21 protein-coding genes are annotated in these 14809 nt (G+C 49.0%); all 21 read right to left on the bottom strand.

The window, feature by feature from the left end:
* Positions 1-540 (bottom strand): 50S ribosomal protein L6, encoded by a 540-nt coding sequence (gene rplF / locus HMPREF3216_RS02770; protein ID WP_060786835.1) that lies wholly within the window; start codon positions 538-540, stop codon positions 1-3.
* Between the two features lie 16 nt (positions 541-556).
* Entirely contained in the window at positions 557-955 is a 399-nt protein-coding gene (gene rpsH / locus HMPREF3216_RS02765; protein ID WP_004131699.1) for a 30S ribosomal protein S8, read from the bottom strand.
* Positions 956-1038: 83 nt separating this feature from the next.
* Positions 1039-1224, bottom strand: a complete 186-nt coding sequence (locus tag HMPREF3216_RS02760) for a type Z 30S ribosomal protein S14 (protein WP_004114370.1) — start codon at positions 1222-1224, stop codon at positions 1039-1041.
* 1 nt (position 1225) lies between these two features.
* Positions 1226-1798, bottom strand: a complete 573-nt coding sequence (gene rplE / locus HMPREF3216_RS02755) for a 50S ribosomal protein L5 (RefSeq protein WP_004114368.1) — start codon at positions 1796-1798, stop codon at positions 1226-1228.
* A complete protein-coding gene (gene rplX, locus HMPREF3216_RS02750) occupies positions 1795-2130 on the bottom strand; it encodes a 50S ribosomal protein L24 (RefSeq protein WP_004114367.1) in 336 nt (111 codons plus the stop codon). The genes rplE and rplX overlap by 4 nt, the downstream gene beginning before the upstream one ends.
* Position 2131: 1 nt before the next feature.
* The gene (gene rplN, locus HMPREF3216_RS02745) at positions 2132-2500 is read right to left on the bottom strand and encodes a 50S ribosomal protein L14 (protein ID WP_004114366.1); all 369 of its coding nucleotides are present in this window, start codon (positions 2498-2500) and stop codon (positions 2132-2134) included.
* Between the two features lie 90 nt (positions 2501-2590).
* Positions 2591-2857: a 30S ribosomal protein S17 gene (gene rpsQ / locus HMPREF3216_RS02740; RefSeq protein ID WP_004114365.1), complete on the bottom strand. Its 267-nt coding sequence runs from the start codon at positions 2855-2857 to the stop codon at positions 2591-2593.
* Between the two features lie 2 nt (positions 2858-2859).
* Positions 2860-3111: a 50S ribosomal protein L29 gene (rpmC, locus tag HMPREF3216_RS02735; RefSeq protein ID WP_004129054.1), complete on the bottom strand. Its 252-nt coding sequence runs from the start codon at positions 3109-3111 to the stop codon at positions 2860-2862.
* Positions 3111-3530: a 50S ribosomal protein L16 gene (gene rplP, locus HMPREF3216_RS02730; RefSeq protein ID WP_004114362.1), complete on the bottom strand. Its 420-nt coding sequence runs from the start codon at positions 3528-3530 to the stop codon at positions 3111-3113. The genes rpmC and rplP overlap by 1 nt, the downstream gene beginning before the upstream one ends.
* 4 nt (positions 3531-3534) lie before the next feature.
* Complete coding sequence (gene rpsC, locus HMPREF3216_RS02725; protein WP_004131698.1) at positions 3535-4350, bottom strand: 30S ribosomal protein S3; 816 nt, start codon at positions 4348-4350, stop codon at positions 3535-3537.
* Between the two features lie 2 nt (positions 4351-4352).
* Entirely contained in the window at positions 4353-4712 is a 360-nt protein-coding gene (gene rplV / locus HMPREF3216_RS02720) for a 50S ribosomal protein L22 (RefSeq protein WP_004114358.1), read from the bottom strand.
* Positions 4713-4728: 16 nt separating this feature from the next.
* Positions 4729-5007, bottom strand: a complete 279-nt coding sequence (gene rpsS / locus HMPREF3216_RS02715) for a 30S ribosomal protein S19 (protein ID WP_004114357.1) — start codon at positions 5005-5007, stop codon at positions 4729-4731.
* Between the two features lie 15 nt (positions 5008-5022).
* Positions 5023-5853, bottom strand: coding sequence for a 50S ribosomal protein L2 (gene rplB / locus HMPREF3216_RS02710; RefSeq protein WP_060786834.1), 831 nt, complete (start codon positions 5851-5853; stop codon positions 5023-5025).
* Positions 5854-5887: 34 nt separating this feature from the next.
* Positions 5888-6184, bottom strand: a complete 297-nt coding sequence (gene rplW / locus HMPREF3216_RS02705; RefSeq protein ID WP_060786833.1) for a 50S ribosomal protein L23 — start codon at positions 6182-6184, stop codon at positions 5888-5890.
* A gap of 5 nt (positions 6185-6189) precedes the next feature.
* On the bottom strand, positions 6190-6855 hold the full coding sequence (rplD, locus tag HMPREF3216_RS02700) for a 50S ribosomal protein L4 (protein ID WP_060786832.1): 666 nt from the start codon (positions 6853-6855) through the stop codon (positions 6190-6192).
* A 5-nt stretch (positions 6856-6860) separates the two neighbouring features.
* A complete protein-coding gene (gene rplC / locus HMPREF3216_RS02695; RefSeq protein WP_004116043.1) occupies positions 6861-7511 on the bottom strand; it encodes a 50S ribosomal protein L3 in 651 nt (216 codons plus the stop codon).
* A 15-nt stretch (positions 7512-7526) separates the two neighbouring features.
* Entirely contained in the window at positions 7527-7835 is a 309-nt protein-coding gene (gene rpsJ / locus HMPREF3216_RS02690) for a 30S ribosomal protein S10 (protein ID WP_003808013.1), read from the bottom strand.
* A 320-nt stretch (positions 7836-8155) separates the two neighbouring features.
* Entirely contained in the window at positions 8156-10861 is a 2706-nt protein-coding gene (adhE, locus tag HMPREF3216_RS02685; protein WP_060786831.1) for a bifunctional acetaldehyde-CoA/alcohol dehydrogenase, read from the bottom strand.
* Positions 10862-11234: 373 nt separating this feature from the next.
* Positions 11235-11723 (bottom strand): 30S ribosomal protein S9, encoded by a 489-nt coding sequence (gene rpsI, locus HMPREF3216_RS02680; protein ID WP_060786867.1) that lies wholly within the window; start codon positions 11721-11723, stop codon positions 11235-11237.
* A 20-nt stretch (positions 11724-11743) separates the two neighbouring features.
* Positions 11744-12193, bottom strand: a complete 450-nt coding sequence (gene rplM, locus HMPREF3216_RS02675) for a 50S ribosomal protein L13 (RefSeq protein WP_060786830.1) — start codon at positions 12191-12193, stop codon at positions 11744-11746.
* 302 nt (positions 12194-12495) lie between these two features.
* Positions 12496-14664, bottom strand: a complete 2169-nt coding sequence (gene malQ, locus HMPREF3216_RS02670) for a 4-alpha-glucanotransferase (RefSeq protein ID WP_060786829.1) — start codon at positions 14662-14664, stop codon at positions 12496-12498.
* Between the last annotated feature and the right edge of the window lie 145 nt (positions 14665-14809).

Here is a 14809-nt window from a genome sequence, read left to right as displayed (position 1 = left end):
TCACTTACCAGCCTTTCCAGCCTTGCGCAAAATACGCTCATCGCTGTACTTAATGCCCTTGCCCTTATAAGGTTCTGGAGCACGAAGCTTGCGAATGTTAGCGGCAGCCTGACCAACGGCCTGCTTGTCAGTACCCTTGACGATTACCTGATTTGCGTTTGGCAATTCAAACTCAATGCCCTCAGGTGGCTGAACGGTAATGGTGTGCGAATAACCGAGCGAGAACTCAATGCCCTTGCCCTTCATTACAGCACGATAACCAGTTCCAACAATGTCTAGAGTCTTGGTGTAGCCTTCGTGCACACCCTTAACCATAGACGCCACGATTGCGCGAGCCAAACCGTGCTTTGCACGAGTTGGACGCAAATCGTCAACTGGGGTCAAAACAATCTTGCCATCAGCAACTTCAGCGGTAATACCTTCTGGAATTACATAGGAATCAGAGCCCTTAGCACCCTTAGCGCTAAAGGACTGACCTTCAATCTTAACTTCCACGCCTGCAGGAATGTCGACGGGGAGCTTACCAATATGCGATGCCATTTTCAGCTCTCCTTTCTCACCATACGTAGGCGACAATCTCGCCGCCAATGCCTCGATCGAGGCATTCCTTCTGAGTCAACAATCCCGAGCTGGTCGAGATAATAGCGATACCGAGACCGCCAAGAGGCATAGGCAAAGAATCAGACTTTGCGTAACGACGCAAGCCTGGCTTAGAAATGCGCTTAATGCCCTGGATGGAACGCTGACCATTGGAGCCATACTTTAAAGTGACTTCCAAAGTCTGTCCAACCTTAGCTTCTTTAGCAGCGAAGTCTTTAATATAGCCTTCGCGCTTAAGAATCTCGGCGATATTCGCCTTGAACTTGGAGTACGGCATTTCCACGATATCGTGCTTTGCCGCGCTCGCATTACGCAGACGTGTCAACATGTCTGCGATAGGATCTGTCATTGTCATGTTGGGCTAACGCCCTTTCTCGCCGTGGTTTCCACCGCCTGTTTGTTTTAATTAATAAAGCAGTGGACCTTCAGCGTCGATATTTACCAACTGGACTTCGTAACACCCGGCAGTTCACCGCGATGTGCCTTTTCACGAAGGCATACACGGCACAGACCGAACTTGCGATACACGGAGTGAGGACGACCACAAACCTGGCAACGCGTATAAGCGCGCACCTTGAACTTCGGCTTAGCGGCCGCCTTGTTTTTCAGAGCGGTTTTTGCCATATCAGTTCTCCTTGAATGGGAAACCGAGGTGCTTAAGTAGCGACTTCGCTTCCACATCGTCCTTGGTGGTGGTCACCACGGTGATGTCCATACCACGCTGATGATCAATCGAATCAGGATCAATCTCGTGGAACATTGACTGCTCCGTAAGACCGAAGTTGTAGTTACCCTGACCGTCGAACTGGTTGCCATTAATACCACGGAAATCGCGGATACGTGGCAGAGCCAGAGTGAGCAAACGATCCAAGAACTCCCACATACGATCACCGCGAAGAGTTACGTAAGCGCCAATAGCCTGACCTTCGCGCAAATGGAACTGCGCAACAGACTTCTTAGCCTTGGTAACCTTTGGCTTCTGACCAGTAATCAAAGTGAGATCCTTAATCGCACCTTCGATGAGCTTGGAATCACGAGCTGCAGCGCCAACGCCCATAGAGACGACGACCTTCTGCAAACGAGCCACCTGCATAGGATTAGTGTGGCCAAATTCCTTTTCCAAAGCTGGAACGATTTGATCATTGTATTGCTGCTTTAAGCGCGGAGTTGCCGGCGCCTCAACTGTAGTATCGGTCATGCCAGCTCCTTTCCGGACTTCTTAGCTACACGCACGCGCACGGTCTTTACCTTGCCGTCGCGAGCTTCTTGCTTAACAATCACGCCCACGCGGGTTGGCTGCTTGGTCTCTGGGTCAATCACCATAACGTTAGAACGGTGAATTGGAGCCTCAACAGAGACGATGCCTGCCTGCTGACCCTGCTGGGTAGCACGCACATGCTTCTTAACAACCTGAACACCCTCGACGATCAAACGGTCTTCGGCGAGTACACGAAGTACTTTGCCTTCCTTACCGCGATCCTTGCCGCGGATAACCTTTACCTGGTCGCCGGACTTAATCTTGGCTACCATCTCAGATCACCTCCGGGGCGAGGGACACAATCTTCATGAAGCGCTTATCGCGCAATTCACGACCGACTGGTCCAAAGATACGAGTGCCCTTTGGTTCACGGCCAGAGCCGAGAATAACAGCGGCGTTCTCGTCGAACTTAATATAGGAACCATCAACACGACGATGTTCCTTGACAGTACGGACGACGACAGCCTTAACTACGTCGCCTTTCTTGACCGACCCGCCAGGAATAGCATCCTTAACGGAGGCGACGATAATGTCGCCGATGCCGGCATAGCGTCGCTTCGATCCACCGAGCACGCGGATGGCAAGCAATTCCTTAGCACCCGTGTTGTCGGCGACATGAAGCCGCGTTTCCTGCTGAATCATTGATTCTCCTTAGTCGAGCTGGTTCTCCCCGCTCACCCGTACCGCTCAAATAAGCAGCACAGGTGAAGCGCGGAGCCTTGCTGAACTTGTTTACTTGGCGCGCTCGATAATCGAGTCGAGACGCCAACGCTTGGTCTTGCTCAAAGGACGAGTTTCCATAATACTCACGAGGTCGCCAATATGCGCCTCATTGTGTTCATCATGGGCCTTGACCTTGCGGGTGGAGCGGACGACTTTACCGTAAAGTGGGTGTGTCGAACGCTGCTCCAACTCCACGGCAATCGTCTTGTCCATGGCCTCGGACACGACGTAGCCGCGACGAACCTTGCGGAAGTTGCGCTCTTGGTTCTCAGCCATGCTTACTTCTCCTTGACCTCAGTGGCGCCAGGCTCTTGGCTGATGCCGAGTTCACGCTCACGCAGGACAGTATACATCCTGGCTATGTCGTGCTTGACCGCCTTGAGGCGAGCGCTGTTTTCAAGTTGACCAGTTGCTGCCTGGAAGCGCAAGTTAAAAAGCTCTTCCTTAGACTTCTTTAAGAAGCCTTCAATTTCAGCATTAGTCTTCTCGTTTAAATTCTTGATGGTGTAGTCTGCAGTTCCGACTGGCATCAGATGTCACCGCCTTCACGCGCAATAACACGGCATTTCATTGGGAGCTTGTCGATAGCGCGGCGCAAAGCCTCGCGAGCGACGTCCTCAGAAACACCACCGATCTCGAACATTACACGACCTGGGTGAATGTTGGCAATCCAGAATTCTGGAGCGCCCTTACCAGAACCCATTCGTGCACCAAGCGGGTGCTTGGTTAATGGACGATCAGGGAAAACCGTAATCCACACGCGACCACCACGCTTAATATAGCGGGTCATTGCGATACGGGCTGCCTCGATCTGACGGTTAGTGATGTACGCCGGAGCCAGCGCCTGAATACCGAAATCGCCGAAAGCGATAGCGGTTCCACCCTTAGACATGCCGCTACGGGTAGGACGGTGCTGCTTGCGATATTTAGTCCTTTTTGGGATAAGCATCTGCTCACTCCTTCGTTTCCGTTGCGGCAGGAGCTTCAGCAGCTACAGCCTCGGCTGGCTTTTCGGCCTGTGCCTCGGTAGCCTTCTGCTGATTGGCAGAGCGTGCGCCACGACGTGGACGACGATCGCCACGGCGACCTTCACGCTTACCCTGCTGAGCCTGCTGCTCTTCGAACTCACGCTCAGTCATATCGCCCTTGTAAATCCAAACCTTTACGCCAATACGGCCGTAAGTGGTCTTAGCTTCAAAGAAGCCGTAATCAATAAGGGCGCGCAAGGTCTGCAGTGGAACGCGACCTTCGCGGTAGAACTCAGAACGGCTCATTTCGGCGCCACCAAGGCGACCAGAGAGCTTAATACGGATACCCTTGGCACCTGCGCGCATTGCGTCTTGCTGTGCCTTACGCATAGCGCGACGGAATGTAACGCGGTTAGTCAACTGTTCCGCAATTCCCTGAGCAACTAATTGAGCGTCAAGTGCAGCGTTCTTTACTTCAAAGATGTTGAGCTGTACTTGCTTACCAGTGAGCTTCTCAAGCTTTGCACGAACACGCTCGGCTTCTGCGCCACGACGACCGATGATAATACCTGGACGAGCGGTGTGAATATCCACACGAACGCGGTCACGGGTACGCTCGATAACAATGCGGGACACGCCTGCACGCTCGAGGTCATGGCTCATTTCCTTGCGAATCTTGTCATCCTCAAGGACGAAGTCACGGTAACGCTCGCCGGCTTTAGTAGAATCGGAGAACCACCTAGAGCGATGATTCTCGGTAATGCCCAGGCGATAGCCGAAAGGATTGATCTTCTGACCCATCTTTAGCGATCCCCTTCCTTAAGCGAGACGATAACAGTGATATGGCTTGTGCGCTTGTTAATGCGCGCAGCGCGACCCTGTGCACGAGCACGGAAACGCTTAAGCGTTACGCCCTCATCCACATAAGTTTCCTTGATGACCAAGTCTTGCTCGCGGAATGGTTCTCCAGCCTTTTCGGCCTTAACGCGAGCATTAGCGATCGCGCTTTCAAGAACCTTGCGCACCGGCAACGATGCGTCTTGAGGAGCAAACTTCAAAATGGTAATAGCTTCGCTTGCACGCTTGCCTCGGATGAGGTCGACCATGCGGCGAGCCTTGCGCGGCGTCACACGTACGTGACGAGCGATTGCTTTAGCTTCCATGTGTCCTAACTCTCCTTTAGCGGCGTGCTTTCTTGTCGTCCTTCACATGACCCTTGAAGGTCTTGGTTGGGGCGAATTCACCGAGCTTATGACCAACCATTGCTTCGGTAACGAATACCGGCACATGCTTGCGGCCATCGTGTACGGCAAAGGTGTGTCCAATGAAATCAGGAGTGATCATCGAACGACGCGACCACGTCTTGATGACGTTATGCGTGCCCTTGTCGTTTTGCTCATCGACTTTCTTCTGTAAGTGGGCGTCGACGAAAGGGCCCTTCTTGATGCTACGAGTCATCTGTTCGACACTCCCTTACTTGCGGTTCTTACCATTCGGACGACGACGAACAATCATCTTGTTCGAAGCCTTCTTCGGACGGCGGGTACGAACCTCGCCCTTGCCCCATGGAGAAACAGGTGGTTTACCACCACGGGTACGACCACCATGAGGGTGATCAACAGGGTTCATAGATTCGCCTCGGGTGATTGGCCTGCGACCAAGCCAACGAGCACGACCTGCCTTACCAAGCTCGATATTAGCGTGGTCGGAGTTGCCAACCTCGCCGATTGTAGCGCGGCAACGAGCGTCCACGTTACGAATTTCGCCAGATGGCATACGCAACTGAACGTAAGCGCCATCCTTAGCTACGAGCTGAACGGCAGCACCTGCGGAGCGTGCAATCTTTGCGCCACCAAGTGGACGAAGCTCGATTGCGTGAACCACGGTACCAGTTGGGATGTTCTTAAGAGGCAAGTTGTTGCCTGGCTTAATATCAGCCTTGGCGCCAGTCTCAATAACATCTCCCTGGGAAATGCCTTCAGGAGCGATAATGTAGCGCTTCTCACCATCTGCATAATGCAACAATGCGATGCGAGCGGAACGATTAGGGTCATACTCAATGTGAGCAACCTTTGCTGGCACGCCATCCTTGTCCCAACGCTTAAAGTCAATGAGACGATACTGACGCTTGTGTCCGCCGCCGCGATGGCGGGAAGTCATGCGACCGTAAGAGTTACGACCGCCAGTTTTGCTGAGTTTGCGTACCAACGACTTTTCAGGAGTGGAACGCGTAATCTCGGAGAAGTCCGAAACCGAAGCGTTACGACGTCCTGCAGTCGTAGGCTTATAAACGCGGATAGCCATAATGTAGTATTCCTTTACTTTTCTCGGCTAGCCTTCAGTTACCAAAGATATCGATTGTCTGGCCTTGTGCCACGGTGACAATAGCGCGCTTTTGATTCACACGACGACCGAAGCCGGTGCGGGAGCGCTTAAGCTTGCCAGCGCGGTTCAAGGTATTAACATTCGTTACCTTGACCTTGAAGATCTCTTCGATAGCCTGCTTAATCTGAACCTTATTAGCATCTGGAGCTACAACGAAGGTGTACTGGCCACAATCGGAAGCTGCATAGCTTTTTTCGGAAACAACAGGCTTTAAAATGATGTCATGTGCTGGGTTATGGACTGCGACCATTTAAATCAGGCCTCCTTAACTTCAGGCTCGGTCTTAGCTGCAACGAAGGCTTCGAAACCTTCCTTGGAGAAGACGACGTACTGAGCGGTGATGACATCGTAGGTGTTGAGCTGATCAGCGAAGATCACATGCACCGTAGGAATGTTACGAACAGACATCCACTCGTTGATGTTCTCGCGAGAGAGAACAACGGTGGTGAACTGATCCTTAGTTACTGGTGTAAGTGCTGCAACAGCTGCCTTGGTGGATGGAACATCCTTAATGCCAAAGTCCACAATTGCAATGCGACCAGCATTTGCACGATCCGAAAGAGCATAACGAAGAGCAGCTGCCTTCATCTTCTTTGGAGTACGCTGATCGTACTTGCGAGGAACTGGACCGTGTACAACGCCACCATGCACCCACTGTGGAGCGCGAATGGAGCCTTGACGAGCACGACCAGTGCCCTTTTGCTTCCATGGCTTCTTACCGCCACCAGATACGTTAGCGCGATTCTTAACCGCGTGAGTACCCTGGCGAGCAGCAGCAAGCTGAGCAATAACGACCTGATGAACCAATGGGCCGTGAGCCAAAACGTCTTCGTTGGAGATGCCGAAAATCTCGGCAGGAGCTTCAACAGTGCCGTTTGCCTTGCCCTTGGTGTCAGTTACGTTCAGAGTTACGTTTGCCATTTAAATCAGGCTCCCTTCACTGCCGAACGGACTAGAACGATAGCACCCTTAGGTCCTGGAATAGCACCCTTGATAGCTAAAATACCGTTCTCAACATCCGAAGAAACGATTGTGAGGTTGAGCGCAGTAGAAGTCACATGACCCATGCGACCAGCCATACGCTTGCCCTTCAAAATGCGGCTTGGAGTTGCACATGCGCCCACAGAACCTGGACGACGTTCATTCTTGTGCGAGCCGTGAGTACGACGGTAAGACTTGAAGCCCCAACGCTTGATTGTGCCAGCAAAGCCTTTACCCTTTGTAGTACCCGTTACGTCGACTTCTGCACCTTCAGCAAATACCTCAGCGGTCAATTCCTGACCTGGCTTGTAATCTGCTGCATTTTCAGTGCGCACCTCAGCGAGGTGACGACGAGGAGTCACGCCAGCCTTTGCAAAGTGACCAGCCAATGGCTTGGTAACCTTGGTAGGATCAATCTGGCCATAACCGAGCTGTACGGCGCAATAACCGTCAGTTTCTTCGGTCTTAACAGCGGTAACTACGTTGGTAGCAACCTCAACCAGAGTTACGGGGACAAAAAGGCCGTTTTCATCCCAAACCTGGCTCATGCCCAGCTTACGGCCGAGCAAAGCAGTGCGATTCTTATTTTGCGACATTATTTACCCCCCTTCCTACAGCTTAATCTCGATATTTACATCCGCAGGCAGGTCAATGTGCATCAAAGAATCCACAGCCTTTGGCGTTGGATCAACGATGTCAATGAGGCGCTTATGAGTGCGCATCTCGAAATGCTCGCGAGAATCCTTATATTTGTGAGGAGAACGGATAACAACAAACACGTTCTTCTCGGTCGGCAGAGGAACCGGACCCACTACTGTGGCGCCCGCGTTCGTCACCGTCTCGACGATTTTCTTCGCCGATTGGTCGATGACCTCATGGTCATAGGACTTAAGCCTGATGCGGATTTTCTGTCCCGCCATTGCCGTCCGCCCTTTCTAGCGATTCGTTTACTGTTTACCAACCTGTATTAAAGGGCACCGGGAGAATAGACACTAAAGGCCATTCCACATCAGTGCGCAGCCTACAAAAATCAACAAAAAACTGCGATTTCTGCTTCTGCGCTCGCTTTTTTGAATTACAATATGCGAGCCTTAAAAACAGGCAACTAAGTAATTAAACCATCAACCTTGGATTAACAAAAATCGGGCGTGTCGGCTATTTTCCAACGAAAAATGGCAGAAACTACAGCTAGTGCAGCCTCTGCCATTTATAACTAAATATGCAATAAATTACTCAATAATCACTTAGATTCACGCTCTAAACGCATACGATGACCTTCTTCTTGAGAAACGCCATAATATGCTGCAATCGCAATATCCTTCATATCTTCGATTTGAGGAATACGCGGATTTGCAGGAGCGCACTGATCTTCGTAAGCACGCATACCGATCTGATCCAACAAAGACCAATAGTATTCTTCATCCACACCGCACGCCTTAAACGAGGCATCCATGCTAAGAAGATTGTCCCTGTAGTTTTCAACAGCACGCGCCAAATTCTCTACGCCCTCCTGAGGAGTTTTACCAGGATCTACGCCAAGATTCTTAGCAAGCTGCTGGTAGCGCTCTGGAGCAATGTAGCGATTGTACTTTGGCCAGCTTGTAGGCTCTTGTGGAATTTGACCATTGTAGCGAATTACATAAGGCAGCAAAATTGCATTCGTGTGACCGTGCACAACGTGGCACAAAGCTCCGATTGTATGCGCCATTGCGTGGCACATTCCAAGGAACGCAGAGCCAAACGCCATTCCAGCCATAGTAGCTGCGTTATGCATCTTCTCTTGCGCTTGAATCTTGCGCTCAGAATCTTCGGCATTCACAGAATCGTTAAGATTATCCCAAATCAACTTTGCTGCATGCAAAGCCATTGCGTCCGTAAAGTCGTTAGCATAAACAGATGCAAAGGCTTCCATAGAGTGCGTCAAAGCGTCAAAACCAGAATCGCAAGCAAGTTTTCTAGGCTGAGTACGCGCCAAAACAGGATCCACAATTGCAACCGAAGGCGTAATCGCGTAATCCGTAATCGGGTACTTGTAGCCAGTCTTATGGTCTGTAATAACAGCAAACGGAGTAACTTCCGATCCTGTTCCAGAAGACGTTGGCATGCAAATCAAGCAAGCCTTTTTACCAAGAGGCGGAATCTTAAACGCGCGCTTTCTAATATCAAAGAACTTCTCGCGCAAATCTGCGAAGGAAATTTCTGGGTGCTCGTAAAGAAGCCACATAATCTTTGCAGCGTCCATTGGAGAACCGCCGCCAACAGCAATAATCGTGTCTGGCTGGAACTCTTCACGCATCATTTCCGCGCCGCGCTCAACAGTTTCAACGCTTGGCTCTGGCTCAACGTAGTCAATAATTCTAAACGTTACGCGATTATCTCTAGCGCGAAGCTGATCAATCACCTTGTCTATAATCCCAAGCTGTTCCATCACTTTATCGCACACAATAACGGCACGCTCAATGCCATACATGTCACGCAAATAACGAACAGCATTCGGCTCAAAATACGTTTTGGCCGGAATCTTGAACCATTGCATATTGTTATTCCTTCGCGCTATGCGCTTTATATTAATAAGATTGACTGCTTGAACGTTTCCAGAAACAGAGTTTCCACCATAAGAACCGCATCCCAAAGTTAAAGAAGGCGCAATTGCGTTGTAAATATCTCCAACGCCGCCCAAAGATCCTGGGGAGTTCCAAATGATTCGGCATGCGTGCATGCGGCTGCCATATTCGCGAGCAAGCTGCTGATTATTGGTGTGAATTACAGCAGTGTGGCCTGCTCCGTGAACAAGCATCTTCTCGCACATTTCAAAGCCTTGTTCTTTGCTATCTGCCTTAAGCAAAGCATGAACAGGAGCCAACTTTTCCATTGTTAGCGGCTCCATCTCGCCAACTTCTTTGCATTCGGCAATAAGAATCACGGCATCTTCTGGAATCTCAAATCCTGCTTGCTGCGCAATAAATTGAGGCGACCTTCCAGGAACAACAGAATTAAGCTTTGGAGTCTGGCCGCTGTAAGACGTGCAACCAAACATGTATTGCTCAAGCTTTGCCTTTTCTTCTTCGTTTACAAAGTAAGCTTTACGGCGCTTTAATTCTAACTTCAAAGCATTGTACACATCTTTATGTGCAATAATCGCCTGCTCGGTTGCGCAAATCATGCCGTAGTCAAAATGCTTTGAAAGTACCAAATCGTTTGCAGCGCGCTCAATATCTACATCTGCATCAACGTATGCTGGAGCGTTTCCTGCGCCAACGCCCAATGCTGGCTTTCCCGAAGAATAAGCAGCCTTAACCATTCCAGGGCCTCCCGTTGCAAGAATTGTTGCAACGTCTGGGTGCTTCATCAAAGCTCCCGTAGCTTCGATTGATGGGTGTTCAATCCACTGAATGCAGTTTTCTGGCGCGCCCGCTTCTATTGCTGCATCGCGCACAATCCTAGCCGCTTCTGCAGAGCACTTTTGAGCAAATGGATGGAAGCCAAAAATAATTGGGCAACGAGTTTTAAGTGCGATTAACGACTTAAAAATGGCTGTGGAAGTTGGGTTTGTAACTGGTGTAACACCCGCCACAATGCCAACTGGCTCAGCGATTTCGTCGATTCCAAGAACGTCATCTTCTCTAATAATGCCAACCGTACGCTGGCCTGCAAGATAATGCGTAATATGTTCGCATGCAAAGATGTTTTTTGTAGCCTTATCTTCCACTAATCCTCGGCCTGTTTCTTCAACAGCCATTTTTGCCAAGACTAAGTGCTTGTTTAAAGCTGCGATTGAGGCCTTTGCTACGATTCTATCTACCTGAGTTTGATTTAACTTTTCAAATTCATCTAAAGCGACTTTTGCTTTTTTAGCTAACTCATCAACTTCTTGTTTTGCAGCTAATGCCGCTTGCTCTTTTTCATCGAGCACATTTTCTTGCGCCGTTGTTTGCGCCTGCGCCATCTGGTCCTCCTCGATCTTTAGATTCCTTACGTACTTCTACGCTTTGGCACATCAACATTTACATGCATAATCTTCTATGAAAGACGCATCATAATGCTGGTATGTGATACAGTTCACAATCTACTTGATTTACTGTACTATTTTGGCTTTGCAGCGAGTTGCGCTATTTATGAGCGAGGTTTATCCTCTAATGTTAGTTATTTGTTCTTATTTGTAATGATTTATGTGCGATTTACTGAAAAATTTTCTAGAATGTTAGATTTAGAGACAACTTGCAAACGATTAATAACATTTAACTTGATTTAGATTACGCATAAACAAAAATGGCTCCCAGCATAAGCCAGAAGCCATTGAAGTTGTAATTCTTCGCAGCTTAACGCTTCGAGAACTGAGGTGCACGACGTGCCTTGTGCAAACCAGCCTTCTTGCGTTCCACAACACGAGAGTCGCGGGTCAAGAAGCCAGCCTTCTTTAGGGAAGCACGGTTTGCATCGCGGTCAATAGCATTCAAAGCGCGGGCAACGCCCAAGCGAATTGCGCCTGCTTGACCAGTGGTGCCGCCGCCGTCTACCAAAACGACAACGTCGAACTTACCTTCAAGCTTTAGAAGCACGATTGGGGAATTAACTTCGCGCTGCAATAAGCGAGATGGGAAGTATTCCTCAAGAGTGCGGCCATTAATAGTCCACTTACCAGAACCTGGAACCAAGCGAACACGAGCAACGGCTTCCTTACGACGACCAGTGCCATAGCCTGGAGCAATAGCGGAAGTACCAGTGCCTGCGCCAGCGTTGGTTTCGGTGGTGTAGCTAGTCAGTTCTTCTTCGTTCTCAAGAACCGCGGAGTTGTTGTTATCTACCATAATCATATTCTCCTTACGATTCACTTAGCCTGCTGGCTAACCTGAGAGATCTCGAAGACCTGTGGCTTTTGCGAAATATGAGGATGCTCAGCGCCAGTGAACACACGAAGGCGATCAAGCTGAACCTTAGCAAGACGATTCTTTGGAAGCATTCCCTTAACAGCGGAAACGATGATGCGCTTTGGATTCTTCTCCAAAAGCTCAGCATAGCTATCGCGGCGAAGTCCACCTGGACGGCCAGAGTGGGAATACAATTCCTTGCTCAACTTATTGCCAGTCAAAGCAATCTTATCTGCGTTAATAATAATAACGTGATTGCCAGAATCAGCGTGAGGAGCATACGTTGGCTTATTCTTACCACGAAGCAAAATAGCTACCTGGGAAGCCAAACGACCAAGCACCACATCAGTGGCGTCGATAATGTACCAGTCATGAGTTAAATCTGCTGGTTTCGGTGTGAAAGTCTTCACAATCGTACCTTTTCTCTATTGTGTTTCGAGCTTTATATCTTCTTGGTTTATAGAAGATACTCTACTCATAATCCGTGGGCTCCCTGAAAGTCCTCGATGGCGAGTGGGAAAAGCGCTTTGAAGGACCCCTTAGGGAAACACAACAATCTGCAAGTATATCGCCATATGACGACTATTTGCAAATTTCTATTTTACATACAATGCGGACTACATCACGGACCACAATGTTATGCAAATGCGGACTACAACGCTCGCAAGTCAAAAACAAACGCTGCAGCCCGCAATTATTTACGCATCTATCTCTACTTATTCATGATTTGCGCTAAAGACTTAACTCTAGGCAAGTCAAACAAATCGTCCAAAAGAACAGGATTGCAATCGGCATCTGCCAAAGGAATGCGCCAATTTGGATATTCGTTGTTTGTTCCAGGCTGATTTTGCGCTCTATGCTCGCCAGTTGCATCAACAATCGATGCAGCAAGCAGCTTAGAAGGAGCAGCTTTAAGCGCTTTATACAACGCTTCAACAATCTCCTGCTCATGCTGCGATTCGTCCTCTAGCACACTTTCGCTTAAGAATCCGCCAGAAACAAGCATCTTAAGCATTGCATTATGCTCTTTAACAGCATCAGCGCGGAACTCTTCTACGGAGCCCGAAAGAAGATTCAAACGCTCGCGAATGTTAACGTGCTCGTAGTTTAAGTACCCTGCGGCAGGTGGCAAATCGTGAGTATTTACAGAAGCAAGCGTCATTTCGCGCCACTTCTTAGGCTCGCGGAACGCGCCGTCTCTTTGCTCAAACCACTCAACCGTGCAGCCAAGAACCTTGTTTTTAGCCAAAACTTCCAAGGCTTCGGCTGGCACAACGCCAAGGTCTTCGCCAACTACAACGCCATTAGCGCGCGTGGCTTCAATCGCAAGAATGCCAAGCATAACGTTTGCATCGTAGTAAACATAGGCGCCGTCGCCTGGAGTAGATCCTTCTGGAATCCACCAAAGGCGGAAAAGTCCAAGAATATGGTCAATTCGCACAGCTCCAGCAGAAGCAAACATGCCGTGAACCATATCTCTATAGGTCTTAAAACCAGTGCGCTCAAGCTCAAACGGATTAAGCGGAGGCTGGGACCAATTTTGACCCTGCTGGTTAAAGTAATCAGGCGGAGCACCAACGCAAGCACCATTGGCAAATCGCTCTGGATTCCACCAAACTTCGGAACCTGCTGGATGCACACCAACGGCCATATCCGACATAATTCCAATGCGCATGCCTGCTTTTTTAGCCGCCATTTGCGCGTCGTGCAACTGACCAAACGCAATCCATTCAAGCCAGCGATAAAACTCTAGCGTATCTGGGAACTGCTTTGCTAAAGCGCTAATCTCATCGGAATCCTTAGTAAGATGCTTCTCCCAGCAATCGCTGCCGTTAGGAGCGCCCCACTTATCGTAGCAAAGGCACCAAGTTGCATAAGATTCAAGCGTATCTCCCATATCTTTTTTAAACGCTTCAAACTCTTGTGCGCGAGCGGATTGCATGCCCGACTTAAAAATAATCCACAAAGCATGCATTTTTACACGCCACATTGCGTCGCGGTCAATAATTTGAGCATCGTTATTAAGAGGCTCTACTTGACTATGCAAATCGTCAACACTTTTGCGGTCTTGCTCGCTAAGAAGATTATATTCTGGAATGCTTTCTGGGCGAATATACGTAACGTTTACCATAGACCTAGCAACAGGCAAATATGGAGACGGAGTTAATGGGGCAACTGGCTCGCCTGCATGAAGCGGATTTATAAGAACAAAATCTGCTCCCGACTTTTCCTTAGCTTTAACAAGCAAATCAGCCAAATCGGCGTAATCTCCTACGCCCCAAGACTTAGACGAACGAATTGAATAGAGCTGAGCCATCCAACCCCAAATCTGCTTGCCGTCTTTTTCTAGCTTTTCAATCGTATCAATGCTTTCTGGCGCACTAATAAGAGTGGACTCTTCCACACGATCCGCAACACTAACGCGCAAAGTGTGGTATCCCATTGGAACGTCTGCAGGAATCTTAAGCAAAGATGTTGCTACAAACTTGCCGTCTACTGGGATTGCAACGTCGTTTTTAGAGGGCAAAATCTGCAAATCACCCTTGTATTCGCTGCCATCTTCCAAAACAAGCTTTGCAGTAGGATACTCCAAAATCCCTGTATTTACACTTACTTCGCTTTCTTTTCCAACGGTATGCAAAACTGTTGGCGCAACTAAACGAGTGTGACGCTCGTTAAGGATTTTTTGCGTGGATTCTTCGATTTGTTCATCGGTTTGCGCTTCTACACATAGCGAGCGCAATACTTTTACAAGCACGCTGTCGGCAATTTGATGCTCAACTCCGTCTGATCCAACGAATTTAGAGCGAACGCCCATCAGCTCAGCCAATCGCTTCAATGGGCTTGCTGGCTTAGTGGTTTCTTCATTTTTAGTGTTCATATTTTCCATCGTAATATATGTGTGTACGTGTGTACGTATTTACGTGTATACGCGTGTTGTTTATGCAAACGTATGCAAACGTATGCAATTATTGTTTATTTTACGTTTATACTCAAGACTTAAGTCTGATTTAATGGTATTTATT

Origin of the sequence: Gardnerella vaginalis (genome assembly GCF_001546455.1) — a bacterium.
Taxonomy (GTDB): domain Bacteria; phylum Actinomycetota; class Actinomycetes; order Actinomycetales; family Bifidobacteriaceae; genus Bifidobacterium; species Bifidobacterium vaginale_B.
Note: the sequence above shows the minus strand (reverse complement) of the source record. Positions and strands in the feature narration are given on the sequence as shown.

Coding starts and splice junctions, on each gene's coding strand:
- rpsI (WP_060786867.1), bottom strand. CDS start 11,723: ATGGTAGATAACAACAACTCCGCGGTTCTTGAGAACGAAGAAGAACTG.
- rplF (WP_060786835.1), bottom strand. CDS start 540: ATGGCATCGCATATTGGTAAGCTCCCCGTCGACATTCCTGCAGGCGTG.
- rpsQ (WP_004114365.1), bottom strand. CDS start 2,857: ATGGCTGAGAACCAAGAGCGCAACTTCCGCAAGGTTCGTCGCGGCTAC.
- rplX (WP_004114367.1), bottom strand. CDS start 2,130: ATGGTAGCCAAGATTAAGTCCGGCGACCAGGTAAAGGTTATCCGCGGC.
- rpmC (WP_004129054.1), bottom strand. CDS start 3,111: ATGCCAGTCGGAACTGCAGACTACACCATCAAGAATTTAAACGAGAAG.
- HMPREF3216_RS02760 (WP_004114370.1), bottom strand. CDS start 1,224: ATGGCAAAAACCGCTCTGAAAAACAAGGCGGCCGCTAAGCCGAAGTTC.
- rplW (WP_060786833.1), bottom strand. CDS start 6,184: ATGGTCGCAGTCCATAACCCAGCACATGACATCATTTTAAAGCCTGTT.
- rpsJ (WP_003808013.1), bottom strand. CDS start 7,835: ATGGCGGGACAGAAAATCCGCATCAGGCTTAAGTCCTATGACCATGAG.
- malQ (WP_060786829.1), bottom strand. CDS start 14,664: ATGAACACTAAAAATGAAGAAACCACTAAGCCAGCAAGCCCATTGAAG.
- rplD (WP_060786832.1), bottom strand. CDS start 6,855: ATGGCAAACGTAACTCTGAACGTAACTGACACCAAGGGCAAGGCAAAC.
- rpsS (WP_004114357.1), bottom strand. CDS start 5,007: ATGACTCGTAGCATCAAGAAGGGCCCTTTCGTCGACGCCCACTTACAG.
- rpsC (WP_004131698.1), bottom strand. CDS start 4,350: ATGGGTCAGAAGATCAATCCTTTCGGCTATCGCCTGGGCATTACCGAG.
- rplB (WP_060786834.1), bottom strand. CDS start 5,853: ATGGCTATCCGCGTTTATAAGCCTACGACTGCAGGACGTCGTAACGCT.
- rplE (WP_004114368.1), bottom strand. CDS start 1,798: ATGACCGATACTACAGTTGAGGCGCCGGCAACTCCGCGCTTAAAGCAG.
- rplC (WP_004116043.1), bottom strand. CDS start 7,511: ATGTCGCAAAATAAGAATCGCACTGCTTTGCTCGGCCGTAAGCTGGGC.
- rpsH (WP_004131699.1), bottom strand. CDS start 955: ATGACAATGACAGATCCTATCGCAGACATGTTGACACGTCTGCGTAAT.
- rplV (WP_004114358.1), bottom strand. CDS start 4,712: ATGGAAGCTAAAGCAATCGCTCGTCACGTACGTGTGACGCCGCGCAAG.
- rplP (WP_004114362.1), bottom strand. CDS start 3,530: ATGCTTATCCCAAAAAGGACTAAATATCGCAAGCAGCACCGTCCTACC.
- rplN (WP_004114366.1), bottom strand. CDS start 2,500: ATGATTCAGCAGGAAACGCGGCTTCATGTCGCCGACAACACGGGTGCT.
- adhE (WP_060786831.1), bottom strand. CDS start 10,861: ATGGCGCAGGCGCAAACAACGGCGCAAGAAAATGTGCTCGATGAAAAA.